Genomic DNA, 18,531 nt, shown 5'->3' with positions numbered 1-18,531 from the left:
GCAGGCCGGAGGCCGAGGGAACGCCAAATTCTCGATCTGGTCCGGACTTGGCCAGACCCTTGACCACAAGGCTGGCGCTCTAGTTCCCGGGGGCGTTGACGTTGAAGCTGGCGTTGTTGCCGATCGCGGTCGAGACGCCCGTCACCTGGCGGCCGCTGGACGTGACCCTGGTCGAGGACGACGCGCCGACATCGGCGCTGTTGTTCTGGCTGTTGGTCACGCTCATGCGGCCCTTGCACTGCGAACAGGCGTAGCCGGTCACGGCGTTGCCCATGGCGGTCGCGGTCGTGACCGCATCATAGCCCTCGTGGCCGCCGAAGCTGGCGGTGGCTTCCACCCCGCCGCCGGTGTTGGTCTGAATGTTGTCGAGCACCAGCTCGGCGCCGACATTGTTGACCTGGGCGGAGTTGCCGGCGGCGTAGGCCGTGGTCTGGGCCGCGCCGAACAGATAGGACGTGCCCTCAGCCTGGCCGCGCACATACGACGTGTTCCACTGGTGGGCGGCGACGTCCGCCAGAGGTCCGTCATTGCTGACCGCCAGATTGTTGCCGGTCGCCGTGGCCGCCGTCGCGATCATGTAGCTGTTGCCGTAGGCGGTGAACTTGCTGGCCTGGGTCACGTCGGCGGTGTTGGCCTGGTCGATGATCGCGCGGGCGGCCGACTGGTTGGACCCGACGATGTTGACGTTATTGGCCGCCGTCGTCGCGCTGACCGCGCTGGTCCCCGGGACGTAGCCGACGATCGCGCCGCCGTCCGCCAGCACATTGGCCGTCGACGATTGGCTGATCCGGGCGCCGGCCGATCCGTTGTCGAGCGTCACACCGGCGCTGTTTCCCATCGCCAGGGTGGAGAGGGTCAGGTCAGTGGCCTCGGCGTTGGCGGCTTCCACCTGGCCTCGCGCGGTGACGGCGGCCGAATTGGTCTGCACCGCGAAGGCCGAGATCGTACCGTTCGAAGCGGCGAGAGCGGCGGCGTTGCCGACGGCGGTGGTCCGCACCGCGCTGGACGCGCCCGCGTTCACGCCGACGTCCACCAGGCCGTGCCCGTAGACCACGCCCTTGTTGTCCTGGTTCGAGGTCACGGCGGCGTCGGCGTTGGTCACGCCGACCGAGACGCCGTTGGCCTGGGCGGTGGTGCTGGCGGTGACGCCGTCGCTGACCGTCTGGACGTTGAGGGCCTGCTCCGAGAAGATCTCGCCCAGATTGATCTGGTTGTTGAGAACCGGGCTCGGCGTCGTCGTCTGGCTAGTAGCGACCCCGCTTAGCATCACGGATATCGGGATCGCGGCGAGCGTTCCAGCGAGACGGGTCATCGCGGGTCTGCGCATTGTTCGTTCCCAGATTGTTGTAGGCCGGCGTGAAGGCGCCTGTCTGACCGACGGTGGCGTCACCGAACGGATCAAAGCGCAGGCAGCTTTCCGGACCGGGCATGCCATAGAGGTTGGCGGCCATCTCGACGGTCGCGCGCTCGATCAGGGCGCGCACCGCCAACTGCATCGGCTCCAGCGCGCCGCGACCGGCCGAGATGTCGAAGAGGTTGCCATTGAGGAAGTCGAAGACGCCGGCGCTGACTTCGCGACCGACCACCTGTTTCTGATACGAGATCACGTCCACGACCTCGAGGGTGCGGGTGTTCACCAGACGCAGGTCCAGCGCGATGTTCATGATGAAGACGCGGCGGCGGAAGTTGCCCTTCAGGCCGTCGGTGTCCTTGTCGCCGGCATAGGCGTCAATGCCGGCCGAGCGGATGTTGTAGTTCAGCTCGGTGATGCCGCCGATGACATAGAAGTCCGAGCCCGGCACCTGGCCGGCCAGGATCTTGCGGAAGTCGGCCGGGGCGTCAGGCGCGGGGTTGGGGCGATCCGAGATCAGCTTGTTGTTGGCGTATTTCAGCTCGAACTCCGACACCGAGGTGTCGAAGCGCTCGACCAGCGGCATGCCGGCCTTGGCGAAGGCCGAAACCGCCATCAGCGAGGCGCCCTGGGTGACCTTGCGGCCCGAACCGTCGGACTCTTCCTTGCCGGTGTAGTCGGCGATGCGACCGATCGCGATGCGCGGGGCGACGATGCGGTTGGTGCGCGCATACTGGTTCAGGCAAACCAGCGCTGAAGAGTAGTCGGTCGGATTGGCCGTCACCGGCGCGGTGCCAATGGGCTTGGCGTAGTTGCCGGCCGTCGAAGCCACCGGCGTGCTGCCGCAGGCGCTGAGCGCCGCCGTGGCCAGCAGGGCCAGGACCAAGCCTGTGCGCTTGATCATCATTTCGGAGTACCGCCCTTCACGACGTTCGAGCCGGCGGTGACGTTGCCGGTGTTCACCTGGCTGGAATTAACGATGACGGTGTTGTTGTTGCCTTGGGTGATAACCGTCAGATTGTTGCCGATCGCGGTGGAGCCGGCGTAACCGCCCACAGCGCCCACACCCGAATAGGCGTCCAGCGAGCCAGAGCTGCGGCTGGATGAGAAAACGCTCTGGTCCGAGCCGGTCAGCATGACGCCGTCCACGACCACCCGATTGCCGTTGGCGTCGCGGGTCGAATACTCGATCATCCGGCTTTCCTGGCCCGAGCTGCGGCCATAGCCGGCGTTGAACGAGGCCGAGTTGGTCGACATCGATTGCGCCGCGGCGACGCCGCCAGCGCCGAGCGTGAGGGCGACGACGACCATCGCCACACGCGTCTTGGATTTCCGATGCCAGGCCATGAGAGGCTCCGCGACTGTCGACACGGAGCGGCAAGCAACCCTCGTGCCAAAAAGATACAGCATGAGGGATAGCCCCAAGGTCTCGAAAAAATGGTTAAGCCCCGCGACGGGGTTCGAATCGTCGCGCGAGCCCCTAGATAGAAGCCATGGACCAGCCCCAGCGCCCCGAGCCGATCTTCAACGCGCCCTGGCCCGCGCTGCTGGTCGCGGCGGCCGTCATCGTGCCGCATCTTCTTCTGCAGAACGCCAGCCAGGACCTGATCTACTCGCTGGCCCTGGTCCCGCGCGAGTTCTGGGAGGGGCGGTGGACGGGCGTCGTGACCATGATGTTCGTGCACGGCGGCTGGGTTCACGCGGTCATGAACGCCGCCTTTGGTCTCGCGTTCGGCGCGCCGGTCTCGCGCGTGCTGGGACTTAACGGCCGGGGAGGGGGAATCTTCTGCCTGTTCTACCTGGCCTGCGGCTTGGTCGCGGGCGTGGGTTTCGCCGCGATCCATCCGCAGGGCCTAAGCCCCGTGGTCGGCGCTTCGGGCGCGATCGCCGGCCTGATGGGCGCGGCGGCGCGCACCATGGACAGCGCGCCCGGCCATTTGGGACCGGTGTTCGGGCCGCGCGTGATTTCCCTGGGCCTGGGCTGGCTGGTGGTGAATCTGGTGCTCGCGGTCACCGGCAGTCTTCTGACCATGGGCGCGGGCGGCGTCGCCTGGGAGGCGCATCTGATCGGCTTTGCGGCGGGCGTGCTGCTGATCGGGCCCTTCGCGCGCTGGGCCGGACCGCCCGCCGGCGTCGTCGACGCCCCGTAACCGCCCTGTGTTTTCTTGATCGCCATGGCCCATTGATTGAAGGGCCGCTTTGGAGGACCCTCGTTCTATAAAGAACAAGGGAGGGCATACTGTGCTGGTTTCTCAGATCCTCAAGGACAAGGGCGATCTTGTGTTCACCGCCTCGCCTCAGGAGACGGTCGGCGCTGCGGCGGCGCTGCTGCACACCCGCAGGGTCGGGGCCATGGTGGTCGTCGACGAAAAGGAAGCCGTGGTCGGCATCGTTTCCGAACGCGACATCGTCCGGATGGTGGCCAAGGAGGGGGCGGCCGCGCTCTCCAAGCCGATCAGCGGCTGCATGAGCGCCAATGTCGTCTTTGCCCAACCCGACGAGACGATCGACGCGCTCCTTGAGCGAATGACCGACCGCCGCATCCGCCACCTGCCGGTGGTGAACGGTGGGCGTCTGGCGGGGATCATCTCGATCGGCGATCTCGTGAAGTACAAGATCAGCGAGACCCAGGCCGAGGCCGAAGGGCTGAAGGCCTATATCGCTGCTGGTTGATGAAGGGTCTGGCGCTCTGGCGTGCGCTCGGCGCGGCGCCAGGGCGATCCGCCGGTCTTCAGGTCCTGGGCGCGGTATGCGGTATATGGAGTGCGTGCGCTCTATATAGAGCACGCCCTATATAGAGCGCGCCGTTAGAGACAGAGGCCGCCGCTAGCGCTCGATCAGTTCGGCGCCTGCGCCCTTGGCGGCGTCGGCGAGGCTGTAGCCTTCCAGGACGCCGGCGGTCGCGTCGCGGGCGCGCAGCAGCGCCTCGCGCAGCGCGCAGGTGGCGATGTCGCGACAGTCCTCGCAGCGCCGGAACGCGGTGCGGCTCACGCAGGGCGTCAGGGCCAGCGGTCCGTCCACCAGGCGAATGATCTCGGCGAAGCTGATGGCGTCGGCGTCGCGCGCCAGCACATAGCCCCCGAACTTGCCGCGCCGGCTGATCACCAGGCCCTCGCGCGAGAGGGACAGCAGGATCGCCTCCAGGAACTTGCGCGGCGCATCGGCGCGCTCGGCCAGCTCGCCGGCGGTCACCTGGGTTTGAGCGCGCGCCAGTTCGATCATGGCGCGAAGGGCGTAGCGAGCCTTCTGAGACAACATGGGCGCCAGGACCTTCATGGAGGGAGCGCGCCCACGTGCGAGCGCGCTCTATAGAGTGGACCGCGTTCTGGTCGAGGCGCGGTCGCCGCGCAAGTCTTGCATGACGGCGTTCATGCACAGGGAATGCGGGCGGATGGGGATGAAACACCGATTTCGCGCTTGCCGCCCCAGGAGAGGGGGCCTAGAAGCCGCCCCTCGCTTCGGGGCCGCGCGCCACGGACCGAAACTTAAGTCTTTCGGGGCTTGCGTTTCGCAACGTGGATCGCTAGGTTCCCCAGCCTCAGTCGAATCTCTTCGAGCTCGCGGCGCTCCTCTGGCGCGCCAACGGCAGTTTTTGTGCTCCGACCTGACTTGTTCAGTGAAGAAGCAAAAATGAAAAGTTCGGTTGACCCAGGAATTCGGTTTCGCTAGAAGCCGCGCTCCTTGAAATACAAAAGATGTTCGCAAGAGCTTCCAAGTATTTCTTCCAGAAGAGTTTAGCTTTTTCTTTGAAAAAGTTGCTTGACTGGCTCCGGTGGCTTCTTTAGAAGCTGCCGGCTCCGCAGAAAGCCTTCGGGCCGGACCGGCGGAGAAAGTCAGAGAGTTTTGAAAAAAACGATTTGACACGGAATTCGAGGTTGGATAGATAGCCGCCTCCGCCGACATCGGGCGCTAAACGATGGGGTCGCTGAGGTGGCTCGGGTCTTTGACATTGTTGAATTGGAAAGAGAAACGCAGGCGGCGGCGCTCTGGCGATGACCTTCGGGTCATCAACTGACGCTGACGAATGCGGTCTCTTGAAGAAGACACCATTACGCCGGTTGGCCTTCGGGTCGATCGAGTGATGGGAACTCGTCAAGAAACTATGCAAACCAGATACCTGGTCCTGGGTTTTCCCCTGGGATCGGAAGTCTGAAGTCAATGTCAACTCAACCTGAGAGTTTGATCCTGGCTCAGAGCGAACGCTGGCGGCAGGCCTAACACATGCAAGTCGAACGGATCCTTCGGGATTAGTGGCGGACGGGTGAGTAACACGTGGGAACGTGCCCTTTGGTTCGGAACAACTCAGGGAAACTTGAGCTAATACCGGATGTGCCCTTCGGGGGAAAGATTTATCGCCATTGGAGCGGCCCGCGTCTGATTAGCTAGTTGGTGAGGTAAAGGCTCACCAAGGCGACGATCAGTAGCTGGTCTGAGAGGATGATCAGCCACATTGGGACTGAGACACGGCCCAAACTCCTACGGGAGGCAGCAGTGGGGAATCTTGCGCAATGGGCGAAAGCCTGACGCAGCCATGCCGCGTGAATGATGAAGGTCTTAGGATTGTAAAATTCTTTCACCGGGGACGATAATGACGGTACCCGGAGAAGAAGCCCCGGCTAACTTCGTGCCAGCAGCCGCGGTAATACGAAGGGGGCTAGCGTTGCTCGGAATTACTGGGCGTAAAGGGAGCGTAGGCGGACTGTTTAGTCAGAGGTGAAAGCCCAGGGCTCAACCTTGGAATTGCCTTTGATACTGGCAGTCTTGAGTACGGAAGAGGTATGTGGAACTCCGAGTGTAGAGGTGAAATTCGTAGATATTCGGAAGAACACCAGTGGCGAAGGCGACATACTGGTCCGTTACTGACGCTGAGGCTCGAAAGCGTGGGGAGCAAACAGGATTAGATACCCTGGTAGTCCACGCCGTAAACGATGAGTGCTAGTTGTCGGCATGCATGCATGTCGGTGACGCAGCTAACGCATTAAGCACTCCGCCTGGGGAGTACGGTCGCAAGATTAAAACTCAAAGGAATTGACGGGGGCCCGCACAAGCGGTGGAGCATGTGGTTTAATTCGAAGCAACGCGCAGAACCTTACCACCTTTTGACATGCCTGGACCGCCACAGAGATGTGGTTTTCCCTTCGGGGACTGGGACACAGGTGCTGCATGGCTGTCGTCAGCTCGTGTCGTGAGATGTTGGGTTAAGTCCCGCAACGAGCGCAACCCTCGCGATTAGTTGCCATCAGGTTTGGCTGGGCACTCTAATCGTACTGCCGGAGTTAATCCGGAGGAAGGCGGGGATGACGTCAAGTCCTCATGGCCCTTACAAGGTGGGCTACACACGTGCTACAATGGCGACTACAGAGGGCTGCAATCCCGCGAGGGGGAGCCAATCCCTAAAAGTCGTCTCAGTTCGGATTGTTCTCTGCAACTCGAGAGCATGAAGTTGGAATCGCTAGTAATCGCGGATCAGCATGCCGCGGTGAATACGTTCCCGGGCCTTGTACACACCGCCCGTCACACCATGGGAGTTGGCTTTACCCGAAGGCGCTGCGCTAACCGCAAGGGGGCAGGCGACCACGGTAGGGTCAGCGACTGGGGTGAAGTCGTAACAAGGTAGCCGTAGGGGAACCTGCGGCTGGATCACCTCCTTTCTAAGGATGCTTCTCCAGCTTCTCACGAAGCTATTGAAGCTCCAGACACGGTCGCTAGACGACCAAAAATGAGCGGATCGCCGCCGTCTTCGTTTCTCTTTCCACTCACTTGGTTCCGTTAGGGATCAAGTCGATCGCGAGCCCGGAGGCAAACGCCTGCGAAGGCCGTCATAGGCCTGTAGCTCAGGTGGTTAGAGCGTACGCCTGATAAGCGTAAGGTCGGCAGTTCGAGTCTGCCCAGGCCTACCACTCTTTCCTCTGATGCTTCGGATCACGACCAGCTCTCCTGGCTAACCCAGATCTCTTGTAAAAGAGAGGGGCCATAGCTCAGTTGGTAGAGCGCCTGCTTTGCAAGCAGGATGTCGTCGGTTCGAATCCGTCTGGCTCCACCATCTCTCCTCCCGATGAGGATTGAGATTGATCTCGCGATTGGAATGACAAGTTTGCGCCGGCTCTTTGAGCTGGTTGCGAAATGACATTGTGAAGGCAGGGTTCTCCCGCCGACCGCAGCTCACCCCTGGGATGCGGATCCGGTTTAAGGGCGGACTTAAGAAGACATCATTGTCTGACTAAAGGTAGAGCCCAGGCTCAGGCCTCCCCGCGCGATGCGGCGAGGGCTGAAACAGCATGGGTTTTGCTGAGAACGATCAAGCGCATAAGGGCTTCTGACGGATGCCTTGGCATTGAGAGGCGATGAAGGACGTGGCACGCTGCGATAAGAGCCGGGGAGGCGCGAGCACCCTTTGATCCGGCTATCTCCGAATGGGGAAACCCACCTTTATGGTCACCCGACTTTGCTTTGCCTCCGGGCAGAGCGACGATCGGTTGATCAGACAAGGTATAATGACCTGAATACATAGGGTTCATTAAGCAAACCCGGGGAACTGAAACATCTCAGTACCCGGAGGAAAGGACATCAACCGAGACTCCCGTAGTAGTGGCGAGCGAACCGGGACCAGGCCAGTGCTGTCGTGACATAAAGCTGAAGGATCTGGGAAGGTCCGCCATAGTGGGTGATAGCCCCGTAAGCGTCAAATAGCGACAGACTCGAGTAGGGCGGGACACGTGAAATCCTGTCTGAACATGGGGGGACCACCCTCCAAGCCTAAGTACTCCTCAATGACCGATAGCGAACAAGTACCGTGAGGGAAAGGTGAAAAGCACCCCGACAAGGGGAGTGAAACAGATCCTGAAATCGGAAGCCTACAAGCAGTCGGAGCCACCGCGCGTGGTGACGGCGTACCTTTTGTATAATGGGTCAGCGACTTCATGTGCCGTGCAAGCTTAAGCCGTTAGGTGTAGGCGCAGCGAAAGCGAGTCTGAATAGGGCGAATAAGTACGTCGCATGACGACCCGAAACCAGGTGATCTATCCATGAGCAGGTTGAAGGTAAGGTAACACTTACTGGAGGACCGAACCGGTGAATGTTGAAAAATTCTCGGATGACTTGTGGATAGGGGTGAAAGGCCAATCAAACCTGGACATAGCTGGTTCTCCGCGAAAACTATTTAGGTAGTGCCTCGGACGAATTCCTTGGGGGGTAGAGCACTGAATGGATGCGGGCGGCGCGAGCTGTACCAATTCTAATCAAACTCCGAATACCCAAGAGAAATATCCGGGAGACACACGGCGGGTGCTAACGTCCGTCGTGAAAAGGGAAACAACCCTAACCATCATCTAAGGCCCCCAAGTACTGGCTAAGTGGGAAACGATGTGGGTTTGCTTTGACAACCAGGATGTTGGCTTAGAAGCAGCCATCATTTAAAGAAAGCGTAACAGCTCACTGGTCAAGCGAACCTGCGCGGAAAATGTAACGGGGCTAAAGCCAGTCGCCGAAGGTATGGGTGTGCGTAAGCACGCGGTAGCGGAGCGTTCCGTAAGCCGATGAAGGTGAGGCGTGAGCCTTGCTGGAGGTATCGGAAGTGAGAATGCTGACATGAGTAGCGATAAAGAGGGTGAGAGACCCTCTCGCCGAAAGCCCAAGGGTTCCTGCGTAAAGCTAATCTGCGCAGGGTTAGTCGGCCCCTAAGGCGAGGCCGAAAGGCGTAGTCGATGGGAATCAGGTGAATATTCCTGAACCAGTTGGAAGTGACGGATCTGGTAAATTGTCAGGGCTTATTGGATTGCTCCTGGCAGTGAACAGGTCCCTGGAAATAACTCCAACGGAGACCGTACCCGAAACCGACACAGGTGGGCAGGTAGAGTATACCAAGGCGCTTGAGAGAACTATGCTGAAGGAACTCGGCAAATTGCACGCGTAACTTCGGGATAAGCGTGACTCTCTTTTGGGCAACCAGATGAGAGTGGCACAAGCCAGGGGGTAGCGACTGTTTATCAAAAACACAGGGCTCTGCGAAGCCGCAAGGCGACGTATAGGGTCTGACGCCTGCCCGGTGCCTGAAGGTTAAAAGGAGGGGTGCAAGCTCTGAATTGAAGCCCAGGTAAACGGCGGCCGTAACTATAACGGTCCTAAGGTAGCGAAATTCCTTGTCGGGTAAGTTCCGACCTGCACGAATGGCGTAACGACTTCCCCACTGTCTCCAGCATAGGCTCAGCGAAATTGAATTCCCCGTGAAGATGCGGGGTTCCCGCGGTCAGACGGAAAGACCCTATGAACCTTTACTGCAGCTTCGCCTTGGCGTTAGCAGCAACATGTGTAGGATAGGTGGGAGGCTATGAAACTCGGGCGCCAGTTCGAGTGGAGCCATCCTTGAAATACCACCCTTATTGTTGCTGACGTCTAACCGCGGCCCGTTATCCGGGTCCGGGACATGGCGTGGCGGGCAGTTTGACTGGGGCGGTCGCCTCCCAAAGTGTAACGGAGGCGCGCGATGGTGGGCTCAGACCGGTCGGAAATCGGTCGTCGAGTGCAATGGCATAAGCCCGCCTGACTGCGAGACTGACAAGTCGAGCAGAGACGAAAGTCGGCCATAGTGATCCGGTGGTCCTGCGTGGAAGGGCCATCGCTCAACGAATAAAAGGTACTCTAGGGATAACAGGCTGATTTTGCCCAAGAGTCCATATCGACGGCAAAGTTTGGCACCTCGATGTCGGCTCATCACATCCTGGGGCTGGAGCAGGTCCCAAGGGTTCGGCTGTTCGCCGATTAAAGTGGTACGTGAGCTGGGTTCAGAACGTCGTGAGACAGTTTGGTCCCTATCTGCCGTGGGTGTACGAGACTTGAGAGGATCTGTCCCTAGTACGAGAGGACCGGGATGGACACACCTCTGGTGGACCTGTCATGGCGCCAGCTGTGCAGCAGGGTAGCTAAGTGTGGAATAGATAACCGCTGAAAGCATCTAAGCGGGAAACTAACCTCAAAACAAGGTCTCGCTGAGAGCCGTGGAAGACCACCACGTTGATAGGCCGGGTGTGGAAGTGCGGCGACGCATGGAGCTTACCGGTACTAATAGCTCGATAGGCTTGATCGTTCTTCAGTCAAACCCATGCAATAGCATGTGGCTCTACTTCAGACACTGATGTCTTCTTCACAATCTCCGGCCTCGAAAGAGGCTGGATGATATCCTTTTCGCTGACCTGGTGGCTATGCCGGGGGTTCCCCACCCGATCCCATTCCGAACTCGGTCGTTAAGTCCCCCTGGGCCAATGGTACTTCGTCTCAAGGCGCGGGAGAGTAGGTCGCCGCCAGGTCCGCCAAAAGGATATCACCAACAAGTCCGCAAACCCTGCACACACAATCTCACCTAACACCCTGACGCGGGGTGGAGCAGCCCGGTAGCTCGTCAGGCTCATAACCTGAAGGTCACAGGTTCAAATCCTGTCCCCGCACCCAAGGATCCTGAGTTGCTGGCCCCGTCCGTATGGTCGGGGTTTTTCTGTATCTGAATCGCAACTTATAGCGGCATTTTCGCAACGCTCGCCGCCTGAAGCGCGAAATTTTCTGGCTTTCGGTGGCCTTCCGCCAACTTTCTCCGCGCAAAGCCCATAGCGCGCGCCGATGTTTTGCGTCATGACTTCCCTTGGAAGGACGCGGGCCGACTATCAGCCCGTCGATTGAGGTGTTTGAGGATAATATGGCGAACGGTGTCGTTAAGTGGTTCAACCCGGCCAAGGGCTTTGGCTTCATTCAGCCCGAGGACGGCGGCCAGGACGTGTTCGTCCACATCGCCGCGGTTGAACGCTCTGGTCTGTCGGGCCTGAACGAGGGTGATCAAGTCGCGTACGAACTCGAAGAAGACCGCCGCTCGGGCAAGACCTCGGCGGGTCAGCTGCGCGTGACGGGCCATGGTGCGGTTCCGGCCGGCGGCGGCGCTGGCGCGGCTCGCGGTCCGCGTCCCCCGCGCAGCTTTGACGCTCCGCGTGGCGGCGGCGGCGGCGGCTTCTCGGCCGGCACCGGCGAGAGCGGCACGGGCGTCGTGAAGTGGTTCAACACCACCAAGGGCTTTGGCTTCATCCAGCCCGACAACGGCGGCGGCGATGTGTTCGTGCACATCTCGGCCGTGGAACGCGCTGGTCTGCGCGGCCTGAACGAGGGCCAGCAGGTCGGTTATGAGCTTGAACAGGACCGTCGCTCGGGCAAGACCTCGGCCGGCAACCTGCGCATCCTCTAAGACAAAAAAGGAAAAGGCCGCCCCGGAGGGACGGCCTTTTCAGAGATTTCGGAAGGGCCCCGCCGACGTTCACGCGTCGGACGGGGCCTTTTTGCGTTCCAGCGCTTAGTCCGCCGGCCGCTCAGACACGGCCTGGTTCACCGCCAGGGCGGTGAGATTGACGATGCCGCGCGCCGTCACGCTGGGGATCAGCACGTGCAGCGGCTTGGCCATGCCCAGCAGGACCGGGCCAACGAGCAGAGACTCCGTCGCGGCGCTCAGCAGGGTCAGGCCGATATTGGCCGCGTCCAGCGTCGGCATCACCAGCAGATTGGCCGAGCCCTTCAGCGGGCTGTCGGCGACCATGCGATCGCGCAGGTGCTGGCTGAGCGCGGCGTCGGCGTGCATCTCGCCGTCGACCTCCAGATCCGGCGCCTGGACGCGGAGCAGGGCGAGGGCTTCGCGCATCTTGCGGGCGGTCGGCGAGTCGCTGGCCCCGAACGAGGAATGCGACAGCAGGGCCGCCTTGGGCGTCACGCCGAAACGACGAACGGCCTCGGCCGCCAGCTGCGTGCATTCGGCAATCTGTTCGGCCGTCGGATCGACATTGACGTGGGTGTCACAGAAGAACAGCGTGCCGTTGTCCAGGATCAGCGAAGACATCGCATAGACCCGGCTGACATTGTCGCGGCGCGGAATGATCGGCAGGGCGTACTTCATGTGCTGCCACCAGTCGCCGCTGCCGCCGACCAGGGCGGCTTCGACATAACCCGACGCCAGCAGCATGGAGGCCGCCACCGTACGGTGGCCCGTGACCCGGCGCTCGGCCGCGATCGGCGGTACGCCACGGCGGCCGACCAGGCGTTGGTAGTCGGCGATCAGCGGGGCGAACAATTCCTTGTCGGCCTGGGGATCGATGATCTCGACCTTGCCGGTCAGGCGCAGGCCCAGGTCCTCGATCTTGCCGGTGATGACCTCGCGCCGGCCCACGAGCACCGGATAGGCCAGGCCCTCGTCGACAACGGTCTGTACGGCGCGCAGCACGCGCTCGTCCTCGGCCTCGGCGTAGGCGACCTTGACCGGCTGCTTGCGGGCGCGCTCGAAGACGGGGCGCATCAGCTGGCCGGAGCGATAGACGAACAGCTCCAGCTCGGCCTGATAGGCGTCGAAGTCGGCGATCGGCCGGGTGGCCACGCCGCTGTCCATCGCCGCCTTGGCCACAGCCGGCGCGATCTGCAGGATCAGGCGCGGGTCGAAGGGCTTGGGGATAATGTATTGCGAGCCGAACACCGGCGCGGCGCCGCCATAGGCGCTGGCGACGACCTCGGAGGCCTCGGCGCGCGCCAGCTCGGCGATGGCCTCGACGGCGGCGACCTTCATCGCCTCGTTGATCTCGCTGGCGCCAACGTCCAGCGCGCCCCGGAAGATGAAGGGGAAGCAGAGGACGTTGTTGACCTGGTTGGCGTAGTCGCTGCGGCCCGTGGCCATGATCGCGTCGGGGCGGGTCTCGTAGACCAGTTCGGGCAGGATCTCGGGCTCGGGATTGGCCATGGCCAGGATCAGCGGGTTGGGCGCCAGCAGCGGCAGCCATTCCGGCTTGAAGACGCGCGGGGCCGACAGGCCCAGGAAGATGTCGGCGCCGGGCAGCACTTCGGGCAGGGTGCGGGCGTCGGTCTGGCGCGCGTAGCGGGCCATGTTGTCGGGCATGTCCGGCTCGCGGCCGGCGTGCACGACGCCCTTGATGTCGGTCAGGGTGACGTTCTCGACCGGCAGGCCCATCGAGACCAGGAGGTCGACGCAGGCCAAGGCCGCAGCGCCTGCGCCCGAGGTCACCAGCTTGACGTCCTTCAGCGCCTTGCCCTGGACGAGCAGGGCGTTGCGAACGGCCGCGGCGCAGACGATGGCGGTGCCATGCTGGTCATCGTGGAAGACCGGGATGTTCATCCGCTCGCGCAGCTTGCGCTCGATGACGAAGCACTCGGGCGCCTTGATGTCCTCGAGGTTGACGCCGCCGAAGGTGGGCTCGAGCGCCGCCACCACCTCGATGAAGTGGTCCGGATCCTTGGCGTCGACTTCGATATCGAACACGTCGATGCCGGCGAACTTCTTGAAGAGGACGGCCTTGCCCTCCATCACCGGCTTGGAGGCCAGCGGACCGATGTCGCCCAGGCCGAGCACGGCGGTGCCGTTGGAGATCACGGCCACCAGGTTGCCGCGCGCGGTGTAGTCGCGGGCGAGCTCGGGGTTCTCGGCGATGGCCAGGCAAGGGGCGGCGACGCCGGGCGAATAGGCGAGGGCGAGGTCGCGCTGGGTCGCCATCCGCTTGGTGGCCTCGATCGCCAGTTTCCCGGGTCGCGGCAGCCGGTGATAGTCCAGAGCGGCTTTGCGGAAATCCTCGTCCATCGATCGTTCCTCTGGGCGGCCTGCGCGGCGCGGTTATCCTGCCTCGTCTGAGCGCGAGGCGTCACGAGCCTTGCTAGCGGTGTTGGCGCGGCAATTCCAACCCTTCGCCGCCCGATCGGTGTTTTTTCTTGGTAGCGGTACCAATTACACGCCCTGTGGCGAGGCGATTCCGGCTCTCGTAAGTAATAAAACTATTATATAATGCCTCTGCTTCGGGCGCCCGCCGCCCCCTTCCTCGGCGCTCCGCCTTCCAGGACGCCCAGGTCTGGCAAGGCGCTGGACAGGGCGTCCGGAGCGACCGAGCATCGCTCGACGGGATAATCAGGGGACGGCGCATGAGCGGACTGACGACACACATCCTCGATCAAGCGTCCGGGAAACCGGCGGCGGGCGTCGAGGTCCGGGTGTCGCGCCGTGACGGCGAGCAGACGCGATGGCTGGCGGAACTCCGCACCGACGCCGACGGCCGGGCGCGGCTTGTCGCCGGCGAGGACCTGGCGGTCGGCGGCTATCGCCTCGAGTTCGCGATCGGCGACCACTTCAAGGCGTCGGGCCTGCCCGTCAGCGATCCGCCGTTCCTCGATGTCGTGGTGATCGATTTCGCGGTCTCGAACCTGGACCAGCATTGGCACGTGCCGCTGCTGGTCTCGCCCTACGGCTACTCGACCTACCGGGGCAGCTAATGGGCGATGTGATCCGGTTCCTGCTCGATGGCGAGATGCAGGAGGTTCGCGGCGCCAATCCGACCACGACCCTGCTGGAACATCTGCGCGGCCCGATGCGCCGCACGGGGACCAAGGAGGGTTGCGCCGAGGGCGACTGCGGTTCCTGCACGGTGCTGGTCGGCGAGGCTGACGGGGACAGCGTCGCCTGGCGTGCGGTGAACAGCTGCATCCAGTTCCTGCCCATGCTGCATGGCAAGGCGCTGATGACGGTGGAGAGTCTGGGCGCCAAGGCCGGGTGTGACCAGGCCCTGCACCCGGTGCAGCAGGCCATGGTCGACAAGCATGGCTCGCAATGCGGCTTCTGCACGCCCGGTATCGTCATGTCGCTGTACGGCCGGGCCGTGGGCGCCAAGGGTGCGGACGGATCGGTAGGGGAGGTTCTGGCCGGCAATCTTTGTCGCTGCACCGGCTATGGCCCGATCATCGAGGTCGCCCAGGGCGTCGAGGCTGAAGCGCCGCCCGAAGTCGACCTGTCGACCGTCCGTGACGAGACCATGTTGCGCCTCACCTTCGAGGATGAGATCCACGGCGTCAACCGCACGTGGCTGGCGCCGCGTTCGCTCGAAGAATTGGCTGAAGCCTATCTGGCGCATCCCGATGCGACGATCGTCGCCGGTGCGACGGATGTCGGCCTGTGGGTCACCAAGCAGCGACGCGCGCTGCCGACCTTGATCAGCCTTTCCGAGGTGGCTGAGCTCAAGGCGCTGGAGGAAACGGCTGAGGGACTGCGCATCGGCGCCGGGGTGCGCTATGTCGACGCCCTTGACGCGATCTCTGCGCTCTATCCGGATCTGGGCGGGATGATGCGTCGCCTGGGCTCCACCCAGGTGCGCAACAGCGGCACGATCGGCGGCAATATCGCCAACGGTTCCCCCATCGGCGACATGCCGCCGGCGCTCATCGCGGCGGGCGCGCGGCTGGTGCTGCGGCGCGGTCACCAGCGTCGCGAGCTGGCGCTGGAAGACTTCTTCCTCGCCTACGGCCAGCAGGACCGGCGGCCCGGCGAATTCGTCGAGGCGGTGTTCGCGCCGCGCCTCGACGCGGGGCGCCTTTTCAAGGTCTTCAAGCTGTCCAAGCGCTTCGACCAGGACATTTCGGCGGTGTGCGGGGCGTTCTCGCTGGCCATCGAAGGGGGCGTGGTGACCGACGCCCGCATCGCGTTCGGCGGCATGGCCGGTACGCCCAAGCGCGCCCTGGCCTGCGAGGCGACCTTGACCGGCCAGCCATGGACCGAGGCGACGATCGAGGCGGCCATGGCCGCGCTCGACACCGACTACACGCCGATGAGCGACATGCGCGCCTCGGCCGCCTATCGCGCCCTGGCCGCCCGCAACATGCTGCGCAAGGTGTTCTTGGAGACGGAAGGCGTCGATGCTCGCGTCACGCCGGAGAGCGCCCATGGCTGACTCCGCCGCCGCCGCGCCGACCAAGGCGCCTCCGCAGGGCGTTCACGCCGCCTTGCCGCACGACAGCGCCGCCCGCCATGTGGCCGGGTCCGCCGTCTATATCGACGACATGCCCGAGCCTGCGGGCCTGCTGCACGTGGCCTTCGGGCTCAGCGACCGGGCGCATGCCAGGATCACGCGGATGGACCTGTCGGCTGTCCGCGCCGCGCCGGGCGTGGTGCTGGTGATCTCGGCTGAGGACATCCCGGGCGAAAACGACGTCAGCCCGGTCATCCATGACGACCGACTGTTCGCGGACGGCGCGGTCTATTGCGTGGGCCAGAGCCTGTTCGCCGTGGCCGCCACCTCGCTGGCCGCTGCCCGCGCCGCCGCGGCCAAGGCCGTGGTCGACTACGAGGACCTGCCCGCCGCGATCGACATCGCCGCCGCCCGCGCCATGGACCTGAAGATCGAGGCCAGCCAGCGCATGGCGCGCGGCGACGCCCAGGCCGCGCTCGCAGCTTCTCCCCGTCGCGTGCAAGGCAGGTTCACGATCGGCGGTCAGGATCACTTCTACCTTGAGGGCCAGATCGCCCTGGCGACGCCGCGCGAGGAGGGCGACGTCCATGTCTGGTCCTCCACCCAGCATCCCACCGAGGTGCAGCACCTGATCGCCCGCGTGCTGGGCAAGCCCGACCACTGTGTGACGGTCGAGGTGCGCCGCATGGGCGGCGGCTTTGGCGGCAAGGAGACGCAGGCCTCGCTGTTCGCCGCCGCCGCCGCCTTGGTGGCGGTCAAGACCGGTCGTCCGGCCAAGTGCCGTCCCGACCGCGACGAGGACATGGTCATGACCGGCAAGCGGCATGACTTCGAGGCCGTGTATGACGTCGGCTTCGACGATGAGGGGCGGCTGACGGGTCTATCGCTGGCGCTGTCGTCGCGCTGCGGGGCCACAACCGATCTTTCGCCCGCTATCAACGACCGGGCGATGTTCCACGCCGACAACGCCTATTTCCTGCCGACGGTCGAGATCCTCTCGCACCGGTTCCGCACCCACACGGTCTCGAACACCGCGTTCCGAGGCTTCGGCGGGCCGCAGGGCATGCTGGCGATCGAGCGGATCATGGACGCGGTCGCCGCCGAGCTTGGCCTGGACCCCTTGGAGGTGCGCCGCCGCAACCTCTATGGCGGCGAGGGCCGCAACCTGACGCCCTATCACCAGGTGGTCGAGGACAATGTCGCGCCGCAACTGATCGAGGAGCTGGCGGCCTCGTGCGACTACGCCCCTCGCCGTCGCGAGATCGAGGGGTTCAACCAGACCAGTCCTGTGCTGAAGAAGGGCATAGCCCTGACGCCGGTGAAGTTCGGCGTCTCGTTCACCACCACCCACCTGAACCAGGCGGGCGCGCTGATACACCTCTATGCCGACGGCTCGATCATGCTGAACCACGGCGGGACCGAGATGGGGCAGGGGCTGAACACCAAGGTCGCCCAGATCGTCGCTCAGGCGTTCCAGGTCGATATCGCGCGGGTGAAGATCACCTCGACCGTCACCGACAAGGTGCCCAACACCTCGGCCACGGCCGCCTCGTCGGGCGCGGACCTGAACGGCATGGCGGCCCTCAACGCAGCCGAGACGATCAAGGCGCGGCTGGCGGATTTCGCGGCCGCCAAGTGGGGCGTGGCCAAGGCCGACGTCGCCTTCACGCCAGACGGGGTGCGGGTGGGCGGCCAGACCCTGGCGTTCGAGGCGTTCGTCCGCCAAGCCTATCTGGCGCGGATCTCGCTGTCGGCCACCGGCTTCTACGCGACGCCCAAGATCCACTACGACCGCGCCACCCATACGGGCCGGCCGTTCTACTATTTCGCCTATGGCGCGGCCTGCAGCGAGGTGCTGATCGACACCCTGACCGGCGAGATGAAGGTCACCCGCGCCGACATCCTGCACGACGTGGGCAAGTCGCTGAACCCGGCCCTGGATCTGGGCCAGATCGAGGGCGGCTTCATCCAGGGCATGGGTTGGCTGACCACCGAGGAGCTGGTGTTCGACGCCCAAGGGCGCCTGCGCACCCACGCGCCCTCGACCTACAAGATCCCGACCTGCGGTGACCGTCCGGCCCATCTGGACGTGCGGCTCTGGAAAGCCGGGCGCAATGTCGAGGCCACGGTGCACCGCTCCAAGGCCGTGGGCGAGCCGCCGCTGATGCTGGCGATCTCGGTCCATTCGGCGATCACCCATGCGGTGGCCAGTGTCGGGGACTATCGGGTCTTTCCGCACCTCGACGCCCCGGCGACGCCCGAGGCGATCCTGATGGCGTGCGAGGATGTGCGGAGGCGGGCGCGTGATGTCTGAATCCCTCTTCCATAGGGAGAGGGAGGGGCCCGCCGCGAAGCGGTGGGAGGGTGAGGGGTTAAGCCGTCATCCGCTGAAACCCCTCACCCCTACCCCTCTCCCTATGGGAGAGG

11 protein-coding genes, 3 tRNA genes, 3 rRNA genes and 1 pseudogene are annotated in these 18,531 nt (G+C 63.5%); 13 read left to right on the top strand and 5 right to left on the bottom strand.

What is annotated here, in order from left to right; translation table 11 throughout:
- Positions 1 to 79: 79 nt before the first annotated feature.
- Genes hfaD through hfaA form a run of 3 tightly spaced genes read right to left on the bottom strand, consistent with a single transcriptional unit; the run spans position 80 to position 2,698 of the window.
- The gene (gene hfaD, locus CA606_RS13600; RefSeq protein WP_096050640.1) at positions 80 to 1,327 is read right to left on the bottom strand and encodes a holdfast anchor protein HfaD; all 1,248 of its coding nucleotides are present in this window, start codon (positions 1,325 to 1,327) and stop codon (positions 80 to 82) included.
- The gene (gene hfaB, locus CA606_RS13595) at positions 1,245 to 2,258 is read right to left on the bottom strand and encodes a holdfast anchoring protein HfaB (RefSeq protein WP_096050641.1); all 1,014 of its coding nucleotides are present in this window, start codon (positions 2,256 to 2,258) and stop codon (positions 1,245 to 1,247) included. Before hfaB ends, hfaD begins: the two co-directional genes overlap by 83 nt.
- Positions 2,255 to 2,698, bottom strand: a complete 444-nt coding sequence (gene hfaA / locus CA606_RS13590) for a holdfast anchoring protein HfaA (protein WP_096050642.1) — start codon at positions 2,696 to 2,698, stop codon at positions 2,255 to 2,257. Before hfaA ends, hfaB begins: the two co-directional genes overlap by 4 nt.
- A 146-nt stretch (positions 2,699 to 2,844) precedes the next feature.
- Between hfaA and CA606_RS13585 the strand changes: the two genes are divergently transcribed.
- Together CA606_RS13585 and CA606_RS13580 are read left to right on the top strand one after the other, a co-directional pair.
- Entirely contained in the window at positions 2,845 to 3,501 is a 657-nt protein-coding gene (locus CA606_RS13585; RefSeq protein ID WP_096050643.1) for a rhomboid family intramembrane serine protease, read from the top strand.
- Positions 3,502 to 3,592: 91 nt separating this feature from the next.
- Positions 3,593 to 4,024: a CBS domain-containing protein gene (locus tag CA606_RS13580; protein ID WP_096050644.1), complete on the top strand. Its 432-nt coding sequence runs from the start codon at positions 3,593 to 3,595 to the stop codon at positions 4,022 to 4,024.
- Between the two features lie 153 nt (positions 4,025 to 4,177).
- On the opposite strand, the gene CA606_RS13575 is transcribed toward CA606_RS13580, so the two are convergent.
- Positions 4,178 to 4,609, bottom strand: coding sequence for an RrF2 family transcriptional regulator (locus CA606_RS13575; RefSeq protein WP_096053775.1), 432 nt, complete (start codon positions 4,607 to 4,609; stop codon positions 4,178 to 4,180).
- 909 nt (positions 4,610 to 5,518) lie between these two features.
- On the opposite strand from CA606_RS13575, the gene CA606_RS13570 reads away from it, so the two are divergent.
- The 8 genes and pseudogenes from CA606_RS13570 (at position 5,519) to CA606_RS20135 (ending at position 11,573) form a co-directional block, all read left to right on the top strand.
- Positions 5,519 to 7,002, top strand: a 16S ribosomal RNA gene (locus CA606_RS13570).
- Positions 7,003 to 7,174: 172 nt separating this feature from the next.
- Positions 7,175 to 7,251 (top strand) — tRNA-Ile (locus CA606_RS13565).
- Between the two features lie 67 nt (positions 7,252 to 7,318).
- Positions 7,319 to 7,394, top strand: a tRNA-Ala gene (locus CA606_RS13560).
- A gap of 253 nt (positions 7,395 to 7,647) precedes the next feature.
- Positions 7,648 to 10,433, top strand: a 23S ribosomal RNA gene (locus CA606_RS13555).
- A 105-nt stretch (positions 10,434 to 10,538) separates the two neighbouring features.
- Positions 10,539 to 10,653: ribosomal RNA gene (gene rrf, locus CA606_RS13550) — 5S ribosomal RNA — on the top strand.
- The 16S, 23S and 5S rRNA genes sit together here with 3 tRNA genes alongside, the layout of an rRNA operon.
- A 65-nt stretch (positions 10,654 to 10,718) precedes the next feature.
- A tRNA-Met gene (locus CA606_RS13545) sits at positions 10,719 to 10,795 on the top strand.
- 241 nt (positions 10,796 to 11,036) lie between these two features.
- Positions 11,037 to 11,240, top strand: a pseudogene (locus CA606_RS20140) (cold-shock protein); the annotation flags it as partial.
- A 138-nt stretch (positions 11,241 to 11,378) separates the two neighbouring features.
- Entirely contained in the window at positions 11,379 to 11,573 is a 195-nt protein-coding gene (locus tag CA606_RS20135; protein ID WP_035017693.1) for a cold-shock protein, read from the top strand.
- Between the two features lie 105 nt (positions 11,574 to 11,678).
- Here CA606_RS20135 and CA606_RS13535 read toward each other — a convergent pair whose 3' ends face one another.
- Positions 11,679 to 13,955, bottom strand: a complete 2,277-nt coding sequence (locus tag CA606_RS13535) for an NADP-dependent malic enzyme (protein WP_096050646.1) — start codon at positions 13,953 to 13,955, stop codon at positions 11,679 to 11,681.
- A 335-nt stretch (positions 13,956 to 14,290) separates the two neighbouring features.
- Between CA606_RS13535 and uraH the strand changes: the two genes are divergently transcribed.
- Genes uraH through xdhB form a run of 3 tightly spaced genes read left to right on the top strand, consistent with a single transcriptional unit; the run spans position 14,291 to position 18,418 of the window.
- Positions 14,291 to 14,638, top strand: a complete 348-nt coding sequence (gene uraH / locus CA606_RS13530) for a hydroxyisourate hydrolase (RefSeq protein WP_096050647.1) — start codon at positions 14,291 to 14,293, stop codon at positions 14,636 to 14,638.
- Positions 14,638 to 16,086, top strand: a complete 1,449-nt coding sequence (gene xdhA, locus CA606_RS13525) for a xanthine dehydrogenase small subunit (RefSeq protein WP_096050648.1) — start codon at positions 14,638 to 14,640, stop codon at positions 16,084 to 16,086. Before uraH ends, xdhA begins: the two co-directional genes overlap by 1 nt.
- On the top strand, positions 16,079 to 18,418 hold the full coding sequence (gene xdhB, locus CA606_RS13520; protein ID WP_096050649.1) for a xanthine dehydrogenase molybdopterin binding subunit: 2,340 nt from the start codon (positions 16,079 to 16,081) through the stop codon (positions 18,416 to 18,418). The genes xdhA and xdhB overlap by 8 nt, the downstream gene beginning before the upstream one ends.
- The last annotated feature ends 113 nt before the right edge of the window (positions 18,419 to 18,531 follow it).

The sequence above is a fragment of the Caulobacter vibrioides genome (assembly GCF_002310375.3).
GTDB lineage: Bacteria > Pseudomonadota > Alphaproteobacteria > Caulobacterales > Caulobacteraceae > Caulobacter > Caulobacter vibrioides_D.
Note: the sequence above shows the minus strand (reverse complement) of the source record. Positions and strands in the feature narration are given on the sequence as shown.

Excerpts from the sequence above, each read along its gene's own strand:
- uraH (WP_096050647.1), top strand. The coding sequence starts at position 14,291 with ATGAGCGGACTGACGACACACATCCTCGATCAAGCGTCCGGGAAACCG.
- CA606_RS13585 (WP_096050643.1), top strand. The coding sequence starts at position 2,845 with ATGGACCAGCCCCAGCGCCCCGAGCCGATCTTCAACGCGCCCTGGCCC.
- hfaB (WP_096050641.1), bottom strand. The coding sequence starts at position 2,258 with ATGATGATCAAGCGCACAGGCTTGGTCCTGGCCCTGCTGGCCACGGCG.
- hfaA (WP_096050642.1), bottom strand. The coding sequence starts at position 2,698 with ATGGCCTGGCATCGGAAATCCAAGACGCGTGTGGCGATGGTCGTCGTC.
- CA606_RS13535 (WP_096050646.1), bottom strand. The coding sequence starts at position 13,955 with ATGGACGAGGATTTCCGCAAAGCCGCTCTGGACTATCACCGGCTGCCG.
- xdhB (WP_096050649.1), top strand. The coding sequence starts at position 16,079 with ATGGCTGACTCCGCCGCCGCCGCGCCGACCAAGGCGCCTCCGCAGGGC.
- xdhA (WP_096050648.1), top strand. The coding sequence starts at position 14,638 with ATGGGCGATGTGATCCGGTTCCTGCTCGATGGCGAGATGCAGGAGGTT.
- hfaD (WP_096050640.1), bottom strand. The coding sequence starts at position 1,327 with ATGCGCAGACCCGCGATGACCCGTCTCGCTGGAACGCTCGCCGCGATC.
- CA606_RS13575 (WP_096053775.1), bottom strand. The coding sequence starts at position 4,609 with ATGTTGTCTCAGAAGGCTCGCTACGCCCTTCGCGCCATGATCGAACTG.